The organism is Azotobacter chroococcum (assembly GCF_002220155.1).
GTDB lineage: Bacteria > Pseudomonadota > Gammaproteobacteria > Pseudomonadales > Pseudomonadaceae > Azotobacter > Azotobacter chroococcum.
In genome coordinates, this window is the sequence record NZ_CP011835.1 from 4337089 (window position 1) to 4360406 (window position 23318).

Sequence of the window (23318 nt, forward strand, 5' to 3'; positions counted from 1 at the left end):
ACGGGGCTGAGGGACGGGTCGGGATCGGTCAGAGCCGGCGCGCAGGCATAACAACGTAGGGCAATGAAATGGACTCCCCCCTCCTACGGCGTCAACGCGCCAGGCTGAAGTTGCTGGAAACAGCAGTCACCCGAGGAGGGAGTCCCCATGAAACTCAAGCGGATAGGCGTCGATTGGGCAAAGCAGGTATTCCAGCTTCATGGCGTCGACAGCCACGAGCAGGCGGTCTGCCGCAAGCAGCTCAAGCGCTCGCAAATGCTGGACTTCTTTCGTCGACTCGAGCCCTGCACGGTGGCGATGGAGGCCTGTGGCAGTGCCCATTACTGGGCGCGAGAACTGCGGACCCTCGGGCACGAAGTGCGTCTGATCGCGCCGCAGTTCGTCAAACCCTACGTCAAGAGCGGCAAGAACGACGCCAATGACGCCGAGGCGATCTGTGAGGCGGCCAGTCGACCGAGCATGCGCTATGTCGAGGTGAAGAGCGCCGGGCAGCAGGCCAGCCAGGCGCTGCACCGGATCAGGAGCCGCCTGATCCGGGCACGGACGGCGCTGGTCAACGAGATTCGCGGGCTGCTGGGCGAGTTTGGCCTGGTCGAAGCCCGGCACGGCGTTGCAGCCACCCGCCGACTGACGCAGACGGCTCTGGATGCGCAGAACGGCTTGCCCGGGCAGATGCGCGAGCTGCTGGCGGAGTTGAGCGGCGAGCTGGACGAGCACGATGCGCGGTTGTCCCGTCTCGACGACATGATCCAGCGCCAGGCTCGCGAGGACGAACGCGTGGGGCGCCTGCTGCACGGTCCGATCACGGCCACCGCCCTGGTGTCGGCCGTGGGCGATGCTCGCCAGTTCAGCAGCGCCCGGCAGTTCGCTGCCTGGCTGGGGCTGGTTCCCCGCCAGCACTCCAGCGGTGGCAAGGAGCGCCTGGGGGCGATCAACACGCGGGGCGATAGCTACTTGCGGACCCTGCTGATTCACGGCGCCCGGGCAGTGCTCAGGCACTGCCAGGACAAGGCCGACCGGCGCAGTCAGTGGCTTCGGCAACGGGTCTGCCGGCGCAACCCGAACATCGCCACGGTTGCCCTGGCGAACAAGAATGCCCGGATCGTCTGGGCGATCCTCAGCCGGGGCGAGGGTTATTGGCCAGGCTGAGCCCCGGGTTGTACAGCCGGGGAGACGTTGAGCGGTAGATCCACCACGATTGCACAGTGACGCAGCGATGACGAACCGGGCGAACCGGCATGTGTGAAACCTGCTTGCACCCCAGGCCCTCTGGTTACCAAGGCCGCTAGGGCGATCAGGCGCACATGAGCGGACATTCATCATGGCTCGGGGCAAACAGAGCTCCATCGAAAGCCGGATATACGGAAGCAGTCGTACCACGGTCGTCGACAAAGCGTTTCACTGGCAAACCGGGGGGAGTCCATATACGGGTGAAACCCGCCATTGTGCGTCGGGCGTTGGCCATGTCCGGCGGGTTTCACCCGCCCTACAGGGGCGGCGCGTCCCGGCGCGGGCAGTCGTCGCAGAGCGGCAGGCCGAGGCGGTCGAGGATGCAGCAGCCGCGGCGCTGCCGCCGCGGCGGCCGGCCGGCGCCCTCGGGAAGGTAGCGGACCGGCTCGAACAGCGGGTTGCGCGTGCCGTCCGGGCGCAGGGGGGACGCCAGCAGGGCGCGGCCGTCGGCCAGCCGGGCGGCGGGCAGCGGCAGGGCCTCGAGCTGGCCGAGGAACCATTCGAAGTAGTCGCCGGCATTGCCCCAGAACAGCCGCGGCGCCGCCTTGGAATGCGCGGCGAGGATCTGGATCAGCGGCTGCAGGTGGCCGTCGAGCAGTTCGGCGAAGCGCGCGAAGGGATCGGGCGGGCTCGCCCAGGCTGCGCCGCCATGCGCCAGCTTGAAGGCTTCGGGCAGGCCGTCGGCGCCGGCCACCACCCCGATGTCGTCGAGATCCAGCGGCAGGCGCCAGTCGAGGATGAGGCTCGCGGCCAATACCGGCGGCAGCAGCCGGCGGAAGTAGTATTTCGACCACAGCGACAGCCGCGCGCGCGGGTCGCCGCCGGCGTATTCGGGGGCGAAGCGCGCCAGCTGCCCGTCGAGCTGCGCGGGAGAAAGGAAGACGCGCGCCGGCAGGGCGGCGCGCGGGTCGTCGGCCAGGGTCAGCACGTCGCGGTAAGCAGCGAAGGCGCCCTGGAACAGGGGAGCGAGCGGCGGGATCACTCAGGCACAGGCCGCCTGCGGCTGGCGGCAGGCCGCGAGCAGCGCCTCGGCCACCTCCTGGGAGCGCACCGCGACCACCGACAGCAGGGTGTCGCTGAGCCCGTGGCTGTCCTCGCAGCAGCCCTGCAGGAAGATGTTCGGCTGGAACCCGGCGCGGGTCGGCAGGCGGTAGCTGCGCTCCAGCCCGGCGTCCTTGTGCAGGTGGCGCTCGATGCCTTCCAGCAGGCGCCAGTGGGCGTCGCGGCGGTAGCCGGTGGCGAGCACCAGCAGGTCGAACGCGTGCACTTCCTCGCCGCCGTCCCGGGTGTCGCGCAGGCTCAGGCGCAGGCCGTCGGCGCCGGGCGTCACCGCCTGGACCTGCCGATTGGCGAGCAGGCGGCGCTGCTCGGCGCCGATCACCTGCTGCTGGTAGAGGTCCTGGTAGATGCTCTCGATCAGGTCCAGGTTGACCACCGAATAGTTGGTGTGGCTGAGCGAGCGGATCAGCTGCTGGCGGGCGGCCTGCGGCTGGCGGTAGACCACGTCGGTGAAGGCCGGGTCGAAGATCTCGTTGACGAAGGGGCTGTCGTCCGCCGGGCGCATCGCCTGGGCGCGCATCACCAGGCTGATCTCGGCCTGCGGATAGCGGCCGGCGAGGTCGCTGTAGATCTCCGCGGCGCTCTGCCCGGAGCCGAGCACTGCCACCCGGTAGCGGCCCTCGCGCTCGGGGCAGCACTGGCCGATGCGCTCCAGGTACTGCGAGGAATGGATCAGCCGCGGCTCGCCCCTGAGGCCGGCGAACAGCTCGGGGATCGCCGCCTGGGCGCCGATGCCGACCACCAGGTTGCGGGTCAGCCGGGTATGCGTGCGGCCGTCGGCCAGCCGCGAGACCACCCGCAGGCGCTGCACCTCGCCGCGCTCCTCGACGCCCTCCACGGCGACCACCTGTTCGCCGTAGTGCACGCGCTCGGCGAAGTGGCCGGCGGCCCAGCGCAGGTAGTCGTTGTACTCGATGCGCGACGGGTTGCAGCTGCCGAGGTTGATGAAGGGCAGCAGGCGCTGCTTCTCGTGCAGGTAGTTGACGAAGGTGAAGCGGCTCGCCGGATTGCGCAGGGTCGCCAGGTCCTTGAGGTAGGAGATCTGCATGCGGCTGTTCTCCAGCAGCATGCCGCCGTGCCATTCGAAGGCCGGCTTGCTATCCAGGAAGCAATAGCGCAGCCCGGACTCGCGGGTCCTGGAGTCCTCCTCCAGGGCAATGGCGATGGCCAGGTTGGCCGGGCCGAAGCCCACGCCGATCACGTCGTATTCCAGCGTTTCTATGCTCATGTGCAATGTCGATCCTGTCGTCTGTGACATTCCAAGGATGGCCGCCGGGCCGCGCTGCGGGCGCGGAGGGCCGGGTCCCTGCCTGACCTCATCAGTGGTGTGGCCGCGTGGATCGCGACTCGCTTTTTAAACGTTGCTCACGCCAGCCGGCAGCGGGCGAAGAAGGCTTCGCGCTCCAGCACCATCAGGGCGGCGCGCTTGTGCGGGAAATCGAACTCCTTGAGCCGGGCGAAGCCCAGGGCCTGGAGGTGCTGGATCATCCGCGCGTTGTCGGCGCGCGGCTCGCAGACGATGCGCCGGGTGCGCGGCTCGTCGAGGAACAGGTAGTGGGCCAGCGCGCCGAGCCAGGCGGCAACCCTGTGCGGGCCGCGGTGGCGGTCCTCGCCGACCAGCATGTGGATGCCGCGGTCGTAGTCGTCGACCGCATAGAAGGGCGCGATACGGTCCTCCTTGGCCCAGTAGGCCTCGTAGTAGGCGAAGGGCTCGTCGTCGAAGGCACCGATCAGGGTCAGCACCCGCGGGTCGGCGGCCAGCTCCTCGAGGTAGCGGCGGTGCCGCGCCAGGTCGCCCTCCTCCTGCCAGAAGGCAGCCACCCGCGGATGGTTCTGCCAGCGGTTGAAGCGCGCCAGGTCCTCCTCGACGTCGAGGGTGCGCAGCGCCACCCAGGCGCCGAGGCGGGCGTCGAAGCGCCGGTAGACCTCGCCCTGCGGCTTGGGCGGGCGACGCGGATGGCGCCGCCCGGAGGCGTGCATGCACATCTGCTCGGGATAGCCGGCGCTGCGCCGGCCGCGCAGCCAGAGCCCCGGCAGCTGCCAGAAGGCGGCGCGCTCGATGAGCGGCACCCCTGCGTCGAGACGGACCAGGCCGTTCTCCAGCAGCGCTTCCGGCACCCCGCCGGGCAGGGCCAGCGCCAGGCGCTGGCAGTCGGGCTCGCGGCTGAAGCGCCAGTAGGCCAGCGCCTGCAGGGCGAATTCCGGCTCGGCCGGCGGCTGGCAGTGCAGCGTTCCGTCGGCGCCCTCCAGGCGCAGCAGCGGCGCGCCGTCGAGCAGCAGCAGGCTGCCCTCGGCGGACAGCCGCCGGCCGTCGGGCAGCGGCAGTTCGGCGTTACCAGGAGTAGGTGAGAGAGGCTGTGACATTGCGGCGGTTCCCATACCAGCAGTAGTAGTCGCAGGTGGCGACGAACTTCTTGTCGGTCACGTTGGTGGCGTTGAGCTGCAGCTTGATAGCGTCCCAGCTGTAGCTGGCCATGGCGTCGTACAGGGTGTAGGACGGGACTTCCATGGTCTCGGTGTTGTCGCCCCAGCTGTTGCCGGTGTAGCGCGCGCCGCCGCCCAGGGCGAGGCCGTCCAGCGGACCGCCCCTGAAGGTGTAGACCGCCCACAGCGAGGCCATGCGGTCGGCGACCTGCGAGGGGGTCTTGCCGCGCTCATTGGCGCGCGGCGACTTGGTGGTCTCGGCGTCGAGGTAGGTCATCGAGCCGGTCAGGCTCAGGCGCTCGGTGACGTTGGCCACCGCCTCGAACTCGATGCCCTTGGTGCGCACCTCGCCCAGCTGGGTCTGGATGCCGCCGCTGGTGTTCTTGCGCACGTTGCTCTGGGTCAGCTCGAACACCGCGAGGTTGAAGGAGCCGTCGAAGCCGGGCGGCTGGTACTTGATGCCGGCCTCCCACTGTTCGCCCTCCTCCGGCTCGAAGGGATCGCCGGTGCGGCCGTTGACCTCGGCGACCGGCAGGAAGAACTCCGAGTAGCTGAAGTAGGGGGTCAGGCCGTTGTCGAACAGGTAGGCCAGCCCGGCGTTCCAGGTGAATTCCTCGTCGCGGACGTTCTTGTCCACCCCGGTGGTGCGGTTGTCGATGTCGGCGCGCGACTTGTCGTAGCGCCCGCCGAGCAGCAGCACCCAGCGGTCGTCGAACTTGACCTGCTCCTGCAGGTAGAGGCCGAGCTGGTCGAAGCGGGTGCGGAAGTCCTGCAGGTCGGCGTCGGTCACCGGGCGCAGGGTGGAGGTGACCAGGCTGACCCGGCCTCCGTAGCTGGGGTTATAGATGTCGATGGGGCTGAGCACGATCGGGTCGCTGGCGTAGTCCTTGTCGTCGATGTCGAGCTTCTGGTAGTCGAGGCCCATCAGCAGGGTGCTCTTCAGGCGGTCGCCTTCCCACTTGTAGACCACGCGGTTGTCCACCGAGATCGAGTCGGACTGGCCGTCGGCGTTGCTCAGCCCGCGCATCAGCTGGCGGCGGGCCGGGTCGGAACCGGGTATCAGGTCGTTCAGGTAGCCGGCGCTGTACATCTGCCGCAGCTCGACGTCCATGTGCCCGTAGCGCAGGTTCTGCTGGAACGACCAAGCGTCGTTGAAGCGGTGGCTGAACTCGTAGCCGAAGCTGTACTGGTGGCGCTCGAACTTCTCGTAGTTCGGATCGCCCACCGCGTCGTTGTCGTGGATCTGCCCGTTGGCGGTGTGGGTCAGGCTGCCCTCGGCGGGCAGGAACTGCAGCATCGGGTCGGAGTTGTCGCGGTCCAGGCTAGCGCGCAGGGTCAGCGCGGTGTCGTCGGTGAAGTTGAAGGTCAGCGTCGGCGCGAACAGCATGCGCTCGGCGTTGACGTGGTCGACCTGGGTGCCGTTGTCGCGGCTGAGCGCGGTGATCCGGTAGAGGATGCGCCCCTCGTCGTCGAGCGGACCGCCCATGTCCAGGGTCATCTGCTTGTGGTCATAGCTGCCGTACTGCACGCCGACCTCGCCGAAGGCGGTGGAGGGCGCCCGCTTGCTGACCAGGTTGATCGCCCCGCCCGGCGGGTTCTGGCCGTAGAGCACCGAGGCGGCGCCCTTCAGCACCTCGACCCGTTCGAGCATGAAGGGGTCGATCTGCCAGCTGAAGAAGCCGGAGGAATGCACCCGGTTGCCGTCGCGGTAGAGGCCGTTGTTGGCCTGCTTGAAGCCGCGGATGATGAACCAGTCCTGCTTGTTGTCCTCGCCGAAGTAGCCGGCCTGCACGCCGGCAGTGTAGCGCAGGGCGTCGCTGACGCTGACCACCTTGCGGTCGCGCATCTGCTGCTCGGTGGTGATCGACACCGCCCGCGGGATCTCGTTGAGCGCCGTGTCGGTCTTGGTCGCGGACAGGGTGCGCTTGGCGGTGTAGCCGGTGTCCGGGCCGACCGGGCTGTCGGCTTTGTCGACCACCGTGACCTGCTCCAGCTGCAGCGCGCCCTTGTCCTCCTCGTCCTCCTCGACGGCACCGGCCGGCATGGCCCCGCGCCCAGCGCGCAGAGCAGCGCCACGGCCAGACGGCCTCGGGCGAAGGGAGCAGACCGCCCCCATGGATGATGCAACAACCTCATGCTCCTGACTCCCCCGCAAACCATAAATAAGAAGGCTTCTTGTTTGCATCCGGACTGCCTGTAAAGACGGATCGGGGCGGGGAAAATTTAGGGATTTCCGGTAAAAGATTGTTTCATTGCGGCAAGGGATTGATCTGCAATGGAATAAAAGCACGCAGCGCACAGGGTGGGTAACCGCGCAGCGTTACCCACCAACGGCAGCGCCCCCCTACCCCTCCAGCCCGTCCAGCACCTGCGCCAGCCCGGCGAGCACCTCAGCGGCGCGGACGATGCCCAGGTGGTCGGTATCGACGATCCGCTCGCCGGCCGGCTCGCCCAGCACCCGGCGCAGCCCGGCGCGCAGCAGGTCGGCGCGCCCCGGCGGCTGCGCCGCCCACCAGCAGTGCGGGCGCACCGAAACCTGCGGCAAGCGGTAGCCGGCGCACAGGCGGCGCAGGTGCTGCTCCACCGACCAGGCGAACAGCAGCTCCTCCAGGCTCTGCCGGGCCAGGGCGTCCAGCGGCTGCGCGGCCAGCCAGGCGCGGCAGGCCGCCGGCCAGTCCAGCGGCGCCAGCGGCGCGAGCCGCTCCAGCAACTGGTCCGGCGCCGCCAGCTCCGGCAGCAGCAGGCGCAGGTGCCCGGCGAAACGCACCCGCGCCTCGGGATGGCGGGCGTCGTCGGCGGGGATCTCGGTGCCCGGCACGTAGCAGTCGAGCAGGCCGAGGAAGGCCACCGTCTCGCCGCGCGCCTCCAGCCGCGCCGCCAGCTCCAGCGCCAGGCTGCCGCCCAGCGACCAGCCGAGCAGCCGGTACGGCCCCTGCGGCTGTTCGGCGAGCAGCGCGTCCAGATAGGCGTCGGCCATCGCCGCGAGGCTTTCGTCGCGCCACTGCGGGTCAAGGAAGCTGCGGCACTGCAGGCCCAGCAGGCTGTGCCGGCCCTCCAGCGCTGCGGCCAGCGGCTGGTAGCCGGTGGCCCGGCCGGTGACCGGGTGCAGGCAGAACAGCGGCGTGACAGGCGCGGTCCGGCGTGACAGGCGCACCAGCGGCAAAGGCCCGGCGGCGCCGGCGCGGGCCAATGCGTCGAGCAGCGCCAGCAGCTCGCGGCGGAAGGCCTCGGCCAGCGCGCGGATGGCCTCCTCGGCGTAGTGGCCGGCGGCATATTCCCAGGCCAGCGCCAGCGCGCCGTCGAAGATCTGCCCGTTGACGGCCAGCGGACTGCCCAGCGGGTTGTCAGGCGCCTGCTGGGCGCCGCCGCCTTCAAGCGGGCGGAACCAGCCGTCCGCCTCGCCGGCGTACTGGCCGAGGTAGTTGAAGGTCAGCTGCGCCGCCGGCAGCGCGGCCAGGGCGGCGCGCGCCTCGGGCGTGCCGAGCCAGCGCAGCGCGCCGTAGCCGACACCGCCGCGCGGCACCTGGAGCAGCCCGGCGAGCACCCGCTCCAGCTGCGCGAGCGGATCGCCGGCCGGCAGCAGGCGCAGCGGGTAGAGGCTGGTGAACCAGCCGACCGTGCGGCTCGGGTCGAGCCCTTCGGCCAGCGCCTCGCGGCCATGGCCTTCGAGATCGACGCGCAGCGCCGGCGCGCCGCTCCGGGCGCAGTAGGCCCGGGTCAGGGCGGCGAGCAGCAGGGCGTCGACACGCCCGCCGGCCGCGCCGCCGAGCAGCCGCTGCGTGGTCGCACGGTCGAAGGCCAGGCGCAGGCTGCGGCGCTCGGCGAAGCTCGCCCGCGCCACAGGCCGCTCCGGCTCCGGGCCGGACAGCTGCGAGCACCAGAGATCCAGCTCGCGCCGTGCCTCCTCGCCCAGCGCCCAGCGCTGCAGATGCTCGGCCCAGGCCTTGAAGGAGCAGGTCCGCGCCGGCAGTGCGGCGCCCTGCCCCGCCGCCAGCTGCCGGTAGGCGGCCAGCAGATCCTCCAGCAGCACCCGCCAGGATACCCCGTCCACCGCCAGATGGTGGATGGCCAGCAGCAGGCGGTCCGGCTGCCCGCTCTGGCGCAGGTAGAGCGCGCGCAGCAGCGGGCCTTCCTGCAGGTCCAGACTGCGCTGGGCCGCCGCGCAGAAGGCTTCGGCCTCGCCGGCATCGACGGCCTCGCGCCGCCAGAGCAGTTCGTGGCGCTCGTCCAGCGTCCCGTACCACTGGCGCCAGACGCCGTCTTCCTCGGCAAAATGCAGACGCAGCGCGTCGTGGTGCGCCACCAGCGCCTGCAGGGCCTGCTCCAGCAGCACGGGATCGAGCGGGCGCTGCAGCTCCAGCCACAGCGACTGGTTCCAGTGCGCCGGCACGGCCTGGCCGAGGGCGAAGAAATGCGCCTGGATCGGCGTCAGCGGCACGACGCCTTCGGCCGGCCCGGTGTCGACGGCCGGGGCCGCCAGCGGGCGCGCCACGCCGGCCAGATCGGCCAGACGCTGATGCTGGAACAGATCGCGCGGCGTCAGCGCCAGCCCCTGCTGGCGCGCACGGCCGACCACCTGCAGGGCGACGATGGAGTCGCCGCCCAGCGCGAAGAACTGGTCGTTGCGCCCGACCCGCGGCAGGCCCAGCAGCTGCGCCCAGATCTCGGCGAGGATGCGCTCGCTGTCGCCCTGCGGCGCCTCGTAGTCGTCGCGGGCCTGCCACTGCGGCTCGGGCAGCGCGGCGCGGTCCACCTTGCCCGCCGGGGTCAGCGGCAGGCGCTCCAGCACCATCAGCTGCGCGGGGACCATGTAGTCCGGCAGCGCCTCGGCCAGTTGCTTGCGAATCTCGAGCGGATCGAGCGGGCCGCGCGGCACCAGATAGCCCACCAGTTGCCTGCCGGCCGGCGTCTCGCGGGCGATCACCGCCGCCTCGGCCACCTGCGGATGGGCCAGCAGGCGGCTTTCGATCTCGCCCAGCTCGATGCGGAAGCCGCGGATCTTCACCTGCTGGTCGAGCCGCCCCAGGTAGTCCAGTGCGCCGTCTTCACGCCAGCGCACCAGGTCGCCGGTGCGGTACATACGCTCGCCGGGTGCGCCAAACGGGTCCGGCAGGAAGCGCTCGGCGGTCAGCTCGGGGCGCTGGTGATAACCGCGCGCCAGGCCCACCTCGCCGCCGATGTACAGCTCGCCGGCCACGCCGAGCGGCAGCGGGTTGAGTTCGGAATCGAGCACGTACAGCCGGCGCGGGCCGACCGGGGTGCCGATCGGCGCATAGGCGGCGTCCAGCGCCGTGCCGGGGAAGGCCTCCCAGATCAGCGGGGTGACCACCGTCTCGGTGGGGCCGTAGCCGTTGATGATCCGTTTGGGCTGAAGAACTTTCTGCAGGCGCTCGTAGGTCTCGCGGGTGAAGGCCTCGCCGCCGAGGGTCCAGGAGCGCACCGGCAACTTCAGGTCGTGTGCCTCGATCCAGTCGAGCAACTGGCCGACGTAGCTGGGCGGGAAGCAGGCGATGGTCACGCCCTCCTTCTGCAGCACCGCGCAGGTCTGCTCGGCCGTCCACAGCTGCTGGTCGCGGATCACCAGCCGGCTGCCGAAGGCCAGCGGCACCGTCCAGCGCTCCAGGGCGCCGTCGAAGCTGATCGAGGCGAAGTGCAGCTCCACGTCGTCCGGGGTCATGCCGTAGCGCTGGCCGATGGTCTGCACGTGCATGGACAGCCCGGCGTGGTTCACCGCCACGCCCTTGGGCCTGCCCGTCGAGCCGGAGGTGTAGATCAGGTAGGCGAGGTTCTGCGGATGGATAGTCACGGCCGGCAGCTTGGCGCTGTAGTTGCCGGTATCGAGCAGGTCCAGGCAGAGCGCCTCGACGCCCTCGCCCAGCGGCAGCCGTCCGCGCAGGGCCGAGGTGGTGACCAGCCATTTCAGCCCGGAATCCTCGGCCATGTAGGCCAGCCGCTCGCGGGGATAGTCGGGGTCGAGCGGGACGAAGGCGCCGCCGGCCTTGAGGATCGCCAACAACCCTTCGATCATCGCCGTGCCGCGCTCCAGGCACAGGCCGACCCGCGCCTCCGGGCCGACGCCGCAGGCGATCAGGTGCCGGGCCAGGCGGTTGGCGCGGGCCTCCAGCTCGGCGTAGCTGACCCGCGTCGCGCCGTGGACCAGGGCGATGGCCTGCGGGCGCAGGCGGGCCTGCCCGGCGATCAAGTCGGGCAGCAGGCGGGCCGGATCGTGGGACTGGCGGCAGGCGTTCCAGGCCTCCAGTTGCGCCCGGTCCTGCGCATCGAGCAGTTGCAGCTGCGCCAGCGGCCGGTCGAGGGACTCGCCCAGGCGTTCGAGCAGGCCGGCGAAGTGGCCGGCCATGCGCGCCACCAGAGTGCCATCAAGGCGCTCGCGGGCGTGGGTGAACACCAGGCGCAGCGCGCCATCGGCGCCTTCCTCGCTGTCCAGCGCCAGGTCGAAGATGGCGTGCGGCACCGGCTGCTCCAGCGGCGTCAGGCGCAGGCCGGGCAGTTCGTGCAGCGCGCCGAGGTCGCGGCGCTGGTGGTTGAACAGCACCTGGAACAGCGGCGTCTGCCCGGGGCTGCGCGCGGGGGCCAGGGCCTCGACCAGCCGGTCGAACGGCAGGTCCTGGTGCTCCTGGGCCTCCAGGGCGCGTTGGCGCACCTGGCCGAGCAGGTCGCGGAAGCTGTCCTGCGGGCTCAGCTCGGCGCGCAGCACCTGGGTGTTGACGAAGAAACCGATCAGCGGGGCGATCTCCGCCCGCTGGCGGTTGGCCACCGGCACGCCGACGCGGATGTCGCGCTGCCCGCTGTAGCGCGCCAGCAGCAGCTGGAAGGCAGCCAGCAGCAGCTGGAACAGGGTCGCGCCCTCGCCCCGGGCCAGCGCGCCGAGGCGTGCGGCCAGCGCGGCGGGAATCTCCCGCACGAGGCGCTCGGCGCTGCGTCCGGTGCCGCCGTCCTGGCGGTACGGCAGGGCCAGCAGCGGCTGCTCGCCGCCCAGCCGCTCGCGCCAGTAGGCGAGCTGGCGCTCGCCTTCGCCGGCATCCAGCCAGGCGCGCTGCCAGGGGGCGAAGTCGGCATACTGGATCGGCAGGGGCGCGAGCGCCGGCGCCCGGCCCTGCTGCAGCGCGGCGTAGGCGCCGGCCAGCTCGGCGGCGAACACGCCGATCGACCAGCCGTCGGAGACGATGTGGTGGGTGACGATCTGCAGCCGCCAGCGCGCCGCGTCGAGCTGTAGCAGCTGCACCCGCAGCGGCGGGCCGCCGGCCAGGTCGAAGGGCCGCGCGGCATGCGCGTCCGCCAGCTCTTCGAGGCGCTGCGGCGCGCCGCGCAGGTCGTGCTCCTCCAGGGCCGGCGGCCGCGGCGGGTCGATGACCTGCCAGGGCTCGCCGTCGGCTTCGACGAAGCGCGTGCGCAGCGCCTCGTGGCGCTCGACGATCAGGGCCAGCGCGCCGAGCAGGGCCGGGCGGTCCAGCATGCCGTCGAGGGCGAAGGCGCCGACCATGTGGTAGGCGCTGCTCTCCGGCTCCACCTGGCCGGCCAGCCACAGCCGGCGCTGCGCGTGGGAGGCCAGCAGGCGTTCGCCGCGCGGCGCCGGCACCAGCGGCAGCAGCTCGAAGCGGATGCCCCTGGCCTTCAGCAGTTCGAGAAAGCGCCTCTGCTCGGCCGCGCCGAGGGCCAGGAAACGCCGCGCCAGCGCGGCCTTGTCGATCGGATTGCTCACAGTGCCTCCAGCTCGTCGAGCAGCGCCGCCATCTCCTGCAGCGCCCCGTCCTCGCTCCCGGCGCCGGCCGGCGCCTGCGGCGCCAGCGACTCGGCCAGGGCGGCGAGACTGTCCAGTTCGAAGAAGGCGCGCAGCGGCACCTCCAGCTCCAGGCGCTGGCGCACCAGGGCCACCGCCCGGGTGGCCAGCAGCGAATGCCCGCCCAGCTCGAAGAAGTTGTCGTCGAGGCCGACCTGCGGCACTTCCAGCAACTCCGCCCAGATCGCCGCCAGGGCCTGCTCCAGCGCGCTCTGCGGCGCGCGAAAGCTGCGCGTCTGCCAGTGCGGCTCGGGCAGCGCGCGGCGCTCCAGCTTGCCGTTGGGCGACAGCGGCATGCGCGCCAGACGCACCAGCGCCGCCGGCACCATGTGCTCGGGCAGCGCCGCCTTGAGCGCGGCCTTCAGCCCGGCCAGCCAGGCGGCCTCGTCGGCAGGCTCGCCGTCGGCGACCAGATAGCCGACCAGCTGCTTGCCGATCTGCGTGTCGCGGGCCACCACCACGGCTTCGGCGACCCCGGCCCGGGCGGCGAGCAGCGCCTCGATCTCGCCTAGTTCGACGCGAAAGCCGCGGATCTTCACCTGATGGTCGATGCGCCCCAGGTAGTCGACCGCGCCGTCCTCGCGCCAGCGCGCCAGGTCGCCGGTGCGGTACATGCGCGAGCCGGGCGGGCCGAAGGGGTCGGGCAGAAAGCGCTCGGCGGTCAGCGCCGGGCGGCGGTGGTAGCCGCGCGCCAGGCCGATGCCGGCCAGGTACAGCTCGCCCGGCACGCCCACCGGCACGCGCTGGAGCCGGCCGTCGAGGATGTGCAGGCGCAGGTTGGCGATCGGCCGGCCGATCGGCACCGCCGCCCGCCCCTCGTCGACGCAGCTCCAGTGGCTGACGTCGATGGCCGCCTCGGTCGGGCCGTAGAGGTTGTACAGGGCGACGCCCGGCAGGCGCTGGAACAGCCGCGCCTGCAGCTCGACCGGCAGCGCCTCGCCGCTGCAGACGATGCGCGTGAGGCTCCGACAGGCCCCGAGCCCCGGATGGGCGACGAAGGCCTGCAGCATCGAGGGCACGAAGTGCAGGGTGGTGACCCGGTGCCGGTCGATCAGTTCGACCAGCCGCTGCGGGTCGCGGTGGTCGCCCGGCGCGGCGACGGCCAGGCAGGCACCGGTCATCAGCGGCCAGAAGAACTCCCAGACCGAGACGTCGAAGCTGAACGGGGTCTTCTGCAGCACGCAGTCGCCGGGGCCGATGCGGTAGGCCTCCTGCATCCACAGCAGGCGGTTGGCCAGGGCCGCGTGGCTGTTGCCGGCGCCCTTGGGCTGGCCGGTGGAGCCGGAGGTGTAGATGACGTAGGCCAGATCGTCCGGCTGCAGGTCGACCGCCGGCGGCGTGGCCGGCTCGGCGCTGCAGTCTTCCGTGTCCAGGCAGAGCACGGCGAGGCCGTCGGGCAGCGGCAGGCCGTCGAGCAGCCGGCTGTGGCCGAGCAGCAGGGCGATGCCGGAGTCCTCCAGCAGATAGGCCAGGCGCTCGGCCGGGTAGTCCGGGTCAAGCGGCACATAGGCGCCGCCGGCGCGGACGATGGCGTGCAGGCCGAGCACCAGCTCCACCGAGCGCTCCAGGCTGATGCCGACCGGCACGCCGGGGCCGACGCCGCGGGCGCGCAGACGCCGGGCCAGGCGGTTGATCGCGGCGTCCAGCTCGGCGTAGCTGAGCCGGCGCTCGCCGAAAGCCAGCGCCGGGGCGTCCGGGGTGGCCGCGGCCTGCCGGGCGATCAGCGCGCTGACCGGGACGAAGGGGCCGTAGTCGCGCCCGGTACGGTTCCAGGCGGCGATGCGCGCCTCCTCCTCCGCGGTCAGCAGCGGCAGCTGGCCGATGGCCTGCTCCGGGTCGTCGCACAGGCCTTCCAGCAGGTGCAGGAAGTGCTGCACCAGGCGCTCGATGCGCGGCGTCCCGAACAGCTCGCAGGCGTAGCCGACGAAGCCGGACAGGCGGCCGTCGGGGTCTTCCTCGGTGTCCAGGCCCAGGTCGAACTGCGCCCCGGCCGCGCCGGGGTCGAACGGATCGACAGTCAGCCCCGGCAACTCGTGCAGGGCGGAGAAATCGACCGTCTGGTGGTTGAAGGCGACCTGGAACAGCGGGTGATGGCCGAGGCTGCGCTGCGGCTGCAGCGCCTCGACCAGCTGGTCGAAGGGCAGCTCCTGATGGGCCAGGGCCTCGCGGCTGGCCTGCTGCAGCTCGCCGAGCAGCCGGCGGAACGGCTTGTCCGCGCTCGGCGCGCCGCGCAGCACCAGGGTGTTGACGAAGCAGCCGAGCACGCCCTCGGTCTCCGGCAGACTGCGGCCGGCCACCGGCACACCGACGCGGATGTCCTCCTGGCCGCTGTAGCGGTGCAGCAGGGATTGCCAGGCGGCCAGCAGCACGGTGAACAGGGTGGCGTTCTCGCGCCGGGCCAGCTCGCGCAGGCGGGCGGTCAGCGCCTGCGGCACATTGAAGCGCAGGCGCGCCCCGCGCAGGGCGGCGCGCGGCGGGCGCGGATGGTCGGCGGGCAGCTCCAAGAGCGGCTGATGCTCGCCCAGCGCGGCGCGCCAGTAGTCCAGCTGGCGCGCGCCCTCGCCGCTTGCCAGCCAGTCGCGCTGCCACTGCGCGTAGTCGGCGTACTGCAGCGGCAGCGGATCGAAGCGCGGCTCGCGGCCCTCGGCGAAGGCCGCGTAGGCGCGGCAGAACTCGTCGATGAAGCGCTGCAGCGACCAGCCGTCGGAGACGATGTGGTGCTGCACCAGCAGCAGGCGGTGCCGGTCCTCGCCCAAGCGCAGCAGGGCCACCCGCAAGAGCGGCTGACGCGCCAGGTCGAAGGGCGTGTGCAGCAGCTGCGCGGTGATCGCCTGCACCGCCGCCTCGCGCTCGGCCGGCGCCAGTTCGGCCAAGTCGTGGTGGACGATGCCCAGCCCGGTCGGCGGTAGGACGAGCTGGCGCGGCTCGCCGTCGGCCTCGACGAAGCGCGTGCGCAGGCTCTCGTGGCGCGCCACCAGCAGATCCAGGCTGGCCTGCAGGGCGGCGCGGTCGAGTCGGCCGTGCAGGTCGAGGCCGGCCGGCATGTGGTAGGCGGTGTTCTCCGGCTCCAGCCGGGCGAGGAACCACAGGCGGCGCTGGGCGTGGGACAGCGGCAGGGCGCCGCTGCGCGGCAGGCTGCGGAGCGCCGGCGCCGGCTGCTGCGCGGGGGCGATGCGTGCGGCGCAGTCGGCCAGGCGCGGGGCCTCGAACAGGGCGGCGAGGCTCAGCGCCAGGCCGTGCCCGCTGCGCAGGCGCGACACCACCTGCAGGGCGACGATGGAGTCGCCGCCCAGCGCGAAGAACTGGTCGTTGCGCCCGACCCGCGGCAGGCCCAGCAGCTGCGCCCAGATCTCGGCGAGGATGCGCTCGCTGTCGCCCTGCGGCGCCTCGTAGTCGTCGCGGGCCTGCCACTGCGGCTCGGGCAGCGCGGCGCGGTCCACCTTGCCCGCCGGGGTCAGCGGCAGGCGCTCCAGCACCATCAGCTGCGCGGGGACCATGTAGTCCGGCAGCGCCTCGGCCAGTTGCTTGCGAATCTCGAGCGGATCGAGCGGGCCGCGCGGCACCAGATAGCCCACCAGTTGCCTGCCGGCCGGCGTCTCGCGGGCGATCACCGCCGCCTCGGCCACCTGCGGATGGGCCAGCAGGCGGCTTTCGATCTCGCCCAGCTCGATGCGGAAGCCGCGGATCTTCACCTGCTGGTCGAGCCGCCCCAGGTAGTCCAGTGCGCCGTCTTCACGCCAGCGCACCAGGTCGCCGGTGCGGTACATACGCTCGCCGGGTGCGCCAAACGGGTCCGGCAGGAAGCGCTCGGCGGTCAGCTCGGGGCGCTGGTGATAACCGCGCGCCAGGCCCACCTCGCCGCCGATGTACAGCTCGCCGGCCACGCCGAGCGGCAGCGGGTTGAGTTCGGAATCGAGCACGTACAGCCGGCGCGGGCCGACCGGGGTGCCGATCGGCGCATAGGCGGCGTCCAGCGCCGTGCCGGGGAAGGCCTCCCAGATCAGCGGGGTGACCACCGTCTCGGTGGGGCCGTAGCCGTTGATGATCCGTTTGGGCTGAAGAACTTTCTGCAGGCGCTCGTAGGTCTCGCGGGTGAAGGCCTCGCCGCCGAGGGTCCAGGAGCGCACCGGCAGCTTGAGATTCTGCGCCTCGATCCAGTCGAGCAACTGGCCGACGTAGCTGGGCGGGAAGCAGGCGATGGTCACTCCCTCCTTCTGCAGCACCGCGCAGGTCCGCTCGGCCGTCCACAGCTGCTGGTCGCGGATCACCAGCCGGCTGCCGAAGGCCAGCGGCACCGTCCAGCGCTCCAGGGCGCCGTCGAAGCTGATCGAGGCGAAGTGCAGCTCCACATCCTCGGGGCTCATGCCGTAGCGCTGGCCGATGGTCTGCACGTGCATGGACAGCCCGGCGTGGTTCACCGCCACGCCCTTGGGCCTGCCCGTCGAGCCGGAGGTGTAGATCAGGTAGGCGAGGTTCTGCGGATGGATAGTCACGGCCGGCAGCTTGGCGCTGTAGTTGCCGGTATCGAGCAGGTCCAGGCAGAGCGCCTCGACGCCCTCGCCCAGCGGCAGCCGGCCACGCAGGGCCGAGGTGGTGACCAGCCATTTCAGCCCGGAATCCTCGGCCATGTAGGCCAGCCGCTCGCGGGGATAATCGGGGTCGAGCGGGACGAAGGCGCCGCCGGCTTTCAGAATCGCCAGCAGGCCTTCGATCATCGCCGTGCCACGCTCCAGGCACAGGCCGACCCGCGCCTCCGGGCCGACGCCGCAGGCGATCAGGTGCCGGGCCAGGCGGTTGGCGCGGGCCTCCAGCTCGGCGTAGCTGACCCGCGTCGCGCCGTGGACCAGGGCGATGGCCTGCGGGCGCAAGCGGGCCTGCTCGGCGATCAGTTCGGGCAGCAGGCGGGCCGGATCGTGGGACTGGCGGCAGGCGTTCCAGGCCTCCAATTGCTCCCGGTCCTGCACGTTCAGCAGGTCGAGAGCCGCCAGCGGACGCGCCGGATCGCCGACCAGCTCGACGAGGATCTGCCGCAGCAGGCCGGCCAGCCGCCCGATGCCCTCCTCGTCGAACTGCGCGCGGTCGTAGGCCAGCAGCAGCTCCAGTTCCTCGCCCGGCAGCACCGCCAGGGTCAGCGGGTAGTGGGTGGCCTCGTGGCTCTGCGGCGCGCCCAGGCGCAGCCCGCCGCGCTCGGCCTGGCGCAGGGCGTCGCCCAGCGGGTAGTTCTCGAACACCAGCAGGCTGTCGAACAGCGCCTCGCCGGCGCGCCCGGCCCAGCGCTGGATGTCGTAGAGCGGCGTGTGCTCGTGCTCGCGCAGCGCCAGGTTGTCGGCCTGCAGCGCGGCCAGCCAGGCGCCGAGCGGCTGCGCGGCGGGCAGCGCGACCGGCACCGGCAGGGTGTTGATGAAAAGGCCAGGCAGCCGCTCGCTGCCGGCCAGCTCGGCCGGCCGGCCGGCCACGGTGGTGCCGAAGCAGACCCGCGAGCGGCCGGTCAGGCGTCCGAGCAGCAGGGCCCAGGCGCCCTGGATCAGGGTGTTGAGGGTCAGGCCATGGCGCTGGGCGAAGCCGCGCAGCGCGGTTGCCTGCTCTGCCGCCAGCGGCAAGGGATGGCGCGCCGGCCCTTCGCCCGGCGTGCGGCAGACCAGGCTGCCGGCGACCCGCCCGGGCTCGGCGAAGCCCTGCAGCCGGGCGCGCCAGAAGGCTTCGTCGGCCGCGCCGTCGCGCCGCGCCAGCCAGGCGATGTAGTCGCCGAACTGACCGTGCGGCGCGGCCGGACGCTCGCCGTGGTAGAGCGCCAGCAGCTCGCCGAGCAGCAGCGCGGTGCTCCAGCCGTCGAGCAGCAGGTGGTGCAGGGTCCAGACCAGCAGCCAGTCGCGCGCGCCGCGGCGCAGCAGGGCCAGGCGCAGCAAGGGCGGCCGGGCGAGGTCGAAGCCGCGGGCGCGCTCGGCGGCGCAGAAGGCCTGCAGCGCGGCGTCGAAGTCCGCCTCGGCGCGCCAGTCCAGCTCCTGCCAGGGCAGCTCGACGGCGCCATGCACCGCCTGCAGCGGGGGTTCGCCGTCGAGGAAGGCGCTGCGCAGGATGGCGTGGCGTGCCAGCACCTCCTCCCAGGCCCGGCGCAGGCGCAGCGGATCGAGGCCGGAGAGCGGCAGGCACAGCTGGTTGACGTAGCTGCCGGCGCCGCCGAGCCGGCTGTGGAACAGCAGGCCCTGCTGCAGCGGCGACAGCGGGTAGAGATCCTCGACGCCGCGCAGCGCGTCCAGACGCGGCTGGTCGAGCCCGGCCAGCGGCACGTCGCTGGGGGTCAGGCCGGCGGGCGCGTGGGCGCAGTGGGCGCGGATCGCCCGCAGCTCGTCCTGCAGGCGCTGCAGCAGGCCTTCGAGGGTCGGGCGCTGCCACTGGCTGGGGCTGAAGTCGAGGCGCAGGCGCAGGGCGCCGCCGCGCTGCTCGGCGTCGATGCACAGGGGCGCGTCGAGCGGCGCATCGGCCTCGCGCCAGAGGCCGGCGTCGAGCAGGCGCAGCGGCCCGCCGCGCGCGTCCTCGAACTGGCCCAGGTAGTTGAACAGCACCTGCGGGACGACCCCGTCCAGCTCGCCGCGCCGGCGCAGCAGACCGTAGGCCAGGCCGCCGTCGCGCACCGCGCGCAGCTGCTCCTTGACCGCCTTGAGGCTGCCCGGCAGGTCAGCCGCCGGCTGCAGGCGCAGCGGGTAGAGGCTGGTGAACCAGCCGACCGTGCGGCTGAGGTCGAGGTCGTCGAACAGCGGCGTGCGGCCGTGGCTTTCCAGGTGCAGGCAGACGCAGCACTGCTCGCTCCAGGCGCAGAGCACCCGGCTCAGCGCGGTGAGCAGCACCTCGTCGGCGCGCAGCCGGTAGGCCTGCTGGGCGGCCTGCAGCAGCTCGCGGCTGAACTCGGCCGGCAGGCTCAGTTCGAGACGCTGGCGCTGGCCCTCACGGGCCGACTCGCGGGACAGCAGCGGCAGCTGCGCGCAGGCCCGCTCCTGGGCCTGCCAGAACGCGCGCTGCGCCTGCGCCGGGCCAGCGGCCCAGTCCTGCAGGCGCTCGACCCAGGCCTGGAAGGAGCTGGTCCGCGCCGGCAGCGCGACGCGTTGCCCCGCCGCCAGCTGCCGGTAGGCGGCCAGCAGATCCTCCAGCAGCACCCGCCAGGACACCCCGTCCACCGCCAGGTGGTGGATCGCCAGCAGCAGGCGGTCGGCGCGGCCCGGCTGGCTCAGCCAGCAGGCGCGCAGCAACGGCCCCGCGTGCGGGTCCAGGCTGCGCTGGGCTTCGGCGCCGAGCGCCGCGATCTCGTCCTCACCGGCCATCTCGCAGAGCCAGAGCAGTTCGTGGCGCTCGTCCAGATTCCCGTACCACTGGCGCCAGACGCCGTCTTCCTCGGCAAAATGCAGACGCAGCGCGTCGTGGTGCGCCACCAGCGCCTGCAGGGCCTGCTCCAGGAGGATCGGCTCCAGGTCCTCGGCCAGCTCGAACAACAGGTACTGGTTGCACGGCGCCGTGCCCTGGCGCTCGAGCAGGCGCGCCTGGATCGGCAGCAGCGGCACGACGCCTTCGGCCGGCTCCTGCTCGATGCGCGGCGCGGCCACCGGCCGGGCCGCCGCGGCCAGCGCCGCCAGGCTCTGCTGCTGGAATACGTCGCGAGGGGTCAGGCCGAGGCCGGCCTGACGCGCGCGGCCGACCACCTGCAACGCGACGATGGAGTCGCCGCCCAGCTCGAAAAAGCGATCCTGCCGGCCGACCTGCGCCAAGCCCAAGAGCTGCGCCCAGATGTCGGCGAGGATGCGCTCGGGCTCCGTCTGCGGCGCCTGGTAGTCGCCCTGCGCCTGCCACTGCGGCTCGGGCAGCGCGGCGCGGTCCAGCTTGCCCGCCGGGGTCAGCGGCAGGCGCTCGAGCAGCATCAGCTGCGCGGGGACCATGTAGTCCGGCAGCGCCTCGGCCAGTTGCTTGCGAATCTCGAGCGGATCGAGCGGGCCGCGCGGCACCAGATAGCCGACCAGTTGCCGGCCGCTCGGGGTTTCCCGGGCGATCACCGCCGCCTCGGCCACCTGCGGATGGGCCAGCAGGCGGCTCTCGATCTCGCCCAGCTCGATACGGAAACCGCGGATCTTCACCTGCTGGTCGATCCGCCCCAGGTAGTCCAGCGCGCCGTCTGCGCGCCAGCGCACCAGGTCGCCGGTGCGGTACATACGCTCGCCGGGTGCGCCAAACGGGTCCGGCAGGAAGCGCTCGGCGGTCAGCTCGGGGCGCTGGTGATAACCCCGCGCCAGGCCGATCTCGCCGCCGATGTACAGCTCGCCGGCCACGCCGAGCGGCAGCGGGTTGAGTTCGCCGTCGAGCACGTACAGCCGGCGCGGACCGACCGAGGTGCCGATCGGCGCGTAGGCGGCGTTCAGCGCGGTGCCGGGGAAGGCCTCCCAGATCAGCGGGGTCACCACCGTCTCGGTGGGGCCGTAGCCGTTGATGATCCGTGGCGGCTGGAGAACCTTCTGCAGCCGCTCGTAGGTCTCGCGGGTGAAGGCCTCGCCGCCGAGGGTCCAGGAGCGCACCGGCAACTTCAGGTCGTGTGCCTCGATCCAGTCGAGCAACTGGCCGACGTAGCTGGGCGGGAAGCAGGCGATGGTCACGCCCTCCTTCTGCAGCACCGCGCAGGTCTGCTCGGCCGTCCACAGCTGCTGGTCGCGGATCACCAGCCGGCTGCCGAAGGCCAGCGGCACCGTCCAGCGCTCCAGGGCGCCGTCGAAGCTGATCGAGGCGAAGTGCAGCTCCACGTCGTCCGGGGTCATGCCGTAGCGCTGGCCGATGGTCTGCACGTGCATGGACAGCCCGGCGTGGTTCACCGCCACGCCCTTGGGCCTGCCCGTCGAGCCGGAGGTGTAGATCAGGTAGGCGAGGTTCTGCGGATGGATAGTCACGGCCGGCAGCTTGGCGCTGTAGTTGCCGGTATCGAGCAGGTCCAGGCAGAGCGCCTCGACGCCCTCGCCCAGCGGCAGCCGTCCGCGCAGGGCCGAGGTGGTGACCAGCCATTTCAGCCCGGAATCCTCGGCCATGTAGGCCAGCCGCTCGCGGGGATAGTCGGGGTCGAGCGGGACGAAGGCGCCGCCGGCCTTGAGGATCGCCAACAACCCTTCGATCATCGCCGTGCCGCGCTCCAGGCACAGGCCGACCCGCGCCTCCGGGCCGACGCCGCAGGCGATCAGGTGCCGGGCCAGGCGGTTGGCGCGGGCCTCCAGCTCGGCGTAGCTGACCCGCGTCGCGCCGTGGACCAGGGCGATGGCCTGCGGGCGCAAGCGGGCCTGCTCGGCGATCAGTTCGGGCAGCAGGCGGGCCGGATCGTGGGACTGGCGGCAGGCGTTCCAGGCTTCCAGTTGCGCGCGCTGCGCCGCGTCCAGCAGGTCCAGCTCGGCCAGCCGGCGCTCGGGGTCGGCGACGAATTGCTCGAGCAGGGCGACGAAGCCTTCGACCAGCCGCTCGACGCTCGCCGCCTCGAACAGCTCCTCGGCCCAGGCGACGGTGATGCTCAGGCCGCCGTCGGCGCCGCGCACCGCGTCCAGCGCCAGGTCGAAGGGGATTTCGCGGGTCGGCAGCCGCTCGAACGCCGTGTCCAGACCGGGTAGCCAGTCGGCCGGCAAGGGCTCGTCGTGGCGGTAGTTGAAGGCGATCTGGAACAGCGGCTGCTGGCCGAGGCGACGCTCCGGCTGCAGCTCCTCGACCAGCCGTTCCAGCGGCAGCGTGCGGTGGGACTGGGCGCGGCGCAGCCGCGCGCGCACCTCGCCGAGCCACTGGCGCACGCTCAGCCGCCCCTGCGGACGGCCGGCCAGCACGACGGTGTTGACGTGGAAACCGAGCAGCGCCTCGTTGTCGCGCGTGCGGTTGGCCACCGGCACGCCGACGCGCACCTCCGGCTGGCCGGAGAGCCGCGCCAGCTGCAGCTGCAGGGCGGCGAGCAGCAGGTTGAAGGGGGTCGCCCGGCATTCGCCGGCCAGCGCCTGCAGCCGCGCGACCAGCGCCGCCGGCAGGCGCAGTTCGTGGAAGCGCGCCCGGCAGGCGGCGCGCGGCGGACGCGGACGGTCCGGAGCGAGGCTCTGGGCCGGCGCCTCGCCGGCCAGCTCGGCGCGCCAGAAGTCCAGCTGGCGCCGGCACGCGTCGCCCGCCAGCCAGTCGCGCTGCGCCCGGGCGCAGGCGGCGTAGGCCGCGTCCAGTGCGGCGGCGTCCGCTGCCGGCGGAACCTCTGCGGCGCGGAACAGGCGATAGCCCTCGGCCAGCTCCGCCATCAGCCGGCGCAGCGACCAGGCATCGAAGACCAGGTGATGCATCACCATCACCAGCGCATGGCGCTGCGCGCCGAGGCGATAGAGCTGGCAGCGCACCAGCGGGCCGCGGGCCAGGTCGAAGGGCCGCGCGACGAAGTCGCCGGCCCGGCGCTCGAGTTCCGCGTCGCCGGCACCGTCCAGCTCGACCAGCTCCAGCGGCATGGGCTCGGCCGCCGCCAGGGTCTGCTCGGCGACGCCGCCGCGCTCGCGCAGCCGGGTGCGCAGGACGGCATGGCGCGCCAGCAGGCGGTCCAGGCTGTAGCGCAGGGCCGCGGCGTCCAGCGCGCCGGAAAACCGCCAGAGGCCGGCGAGGTGGTAGGCGTCGCTGTCCGGCTCCAGGCGGCTGAAGAACCACAGCCGCTGCTGGGCCGGGCCGAGCGGCTGCCAGGCCGGCGCAGCCGGCGGCAGGGGGGAAAGCGGGGAATGGGCGGTCATGTCGGCACCTCGGAGGCGGAACGGCCCGGCCGCCGGGCGGCGACCGGAATGGC

General features: G+C 72.4%; 7 protein-coding genes. 1 reads left to right on the forward strand and 6 read right to left on the reverse strand.

Annotation, left to right across the window (positions count from 1 at the left end; translation table 11 throughout):
• The first annotated feature begins 147 nt into the window (after window positions 1–147).
• Window positions 148–1149, forward strand: coding sequence for an IS110 family RNA-guided transposase (locus ACG10_RS20320; RefSeq protein ID WP_089169598.1), 1002 nt, complete (start codon window positions 148–150; stop codon window positions 1147–1149).
• Window positions 1150–1486: 337 nt separating this feature from the next.
• Here the strand turns inward: ACG10_RS20320 and fhuF are convergent, their stop codons facing one another.
• From fhuF to ACG10_RS20350, 6 genes are all read right to left on the reverse strand, one after another.
• On the reverse strand, window positions 1487–2212 hold the full coding sequence (gene fhuF / locus ACG10_RS20325) for a siderophore-iron reductase FhuF (RefSeq protein WP_089169599.1): 726 nt from the start codon (window positions 2210–2212) through the stop codon (window positions 1487–1489).
• Window positions 2213–3517, reverse strand: coding sequence for a lysine N(6)-hydroxylase/L-ornithine N(5)-oxygenase family protein (locus tag ACG10_RS20330; RefSeq protein ID WP_089169600.1), 1305 nt, complete (start codon window positions 3515–3517; stop codon window positions 2213–2215). It abuts the gene before it with no gap.
• 137 nt (window positions 3518–3654) lie between these two features.
• Window positions 3655–4653 (reverse strand): GNAT family N-acetyltransferase, encoded by a 999-nt coding sequence (locus ACG10_RS20335; RefSeq protein ID WP_232487150.1) that lies wholly within the window; start codon window positions 4651–4653, stop codon window positions 3655–3657.
• Window positions 4622–6757 carry a TonB-dependent siderophore receptor gene (locus tag ACG10_RS20340; protein ID WP_157731493.1) on the reverse strand — a complete coding sequence of 712 codons (2136 nt, stop codon included), beginning with the start codon at window positions 6755–6757 and terminating at the stop codon, window positions 4622–4624. The genes ACG10_RS20335 and ACG10_RS20340 overlap by 32 nt, the downstream gene beginning before the upstream one ends.
• Before the next feature lie 300 nt (window positions 6758–7057).
• Window positions 7058–12433, reverse strand: coding sequence for an amino acid adenylation domain-containing protein (locus ACG10_RS20345; RefSeq protein ID WP_198318982.1), 5376 nt, complete (start codon window positions 12431–12433; stop codon window positions 7058–7060).
• Window positions 12430–23265: a non-ribosomal peptide synthetase gene (locus ACG10_RS20350; protein WP_089169603.1), complete on the reverse strand. Its 10836-nt coding sequence runs from the start codon at window positions 23263–23265 to the stop codon at window positions 12430–12432. The genes ACG10_RS20345 and ACG10_RS20350 overlap by 4 nt, the downstream gene beginning before the upstream one ends.
• Window positions 23266–23318: the final 53 nt, after the last annotated feature.

Coding starts and splice junctions, on each gene's coding strand:
- ACG10_RS20350 (WP_089169603.1), bottom strand. CDS start 23,265: ATGACCGCCCATTCCCCGCTTTCCCCCCTGCCGCCGGCTGCGCCGGCC.
- ACG10_RS20335 (WP_232487150.1), bottom strand. CDS start 4,653: ATGTCACAGCCTCTCTCACCTACTCCTGGTAACGCCGAACTGCCGCTG.
- ACG10_RS20330 (WP_089169600.1), bottom strand. CDS start 3,517: ATGAGCATAGAAACGCTGGAATACGACGTGATCGGCGTGGGCTTCGGC.
- ACG10_RS20320 (WP_089169598.1), top strand. CDS start 148: ATGAAACTCAAGCGGATAGGCGTCGATTGGGCAAAGCAGGTATTCCAG.
- ACG10_RS20340 (WP_157731493.1), bottom strand. CDS start 6,757: ATGCCGGCCGGTGCCGTCGAGGAGGACGAGGAGGACAAGGGCGCGCTG.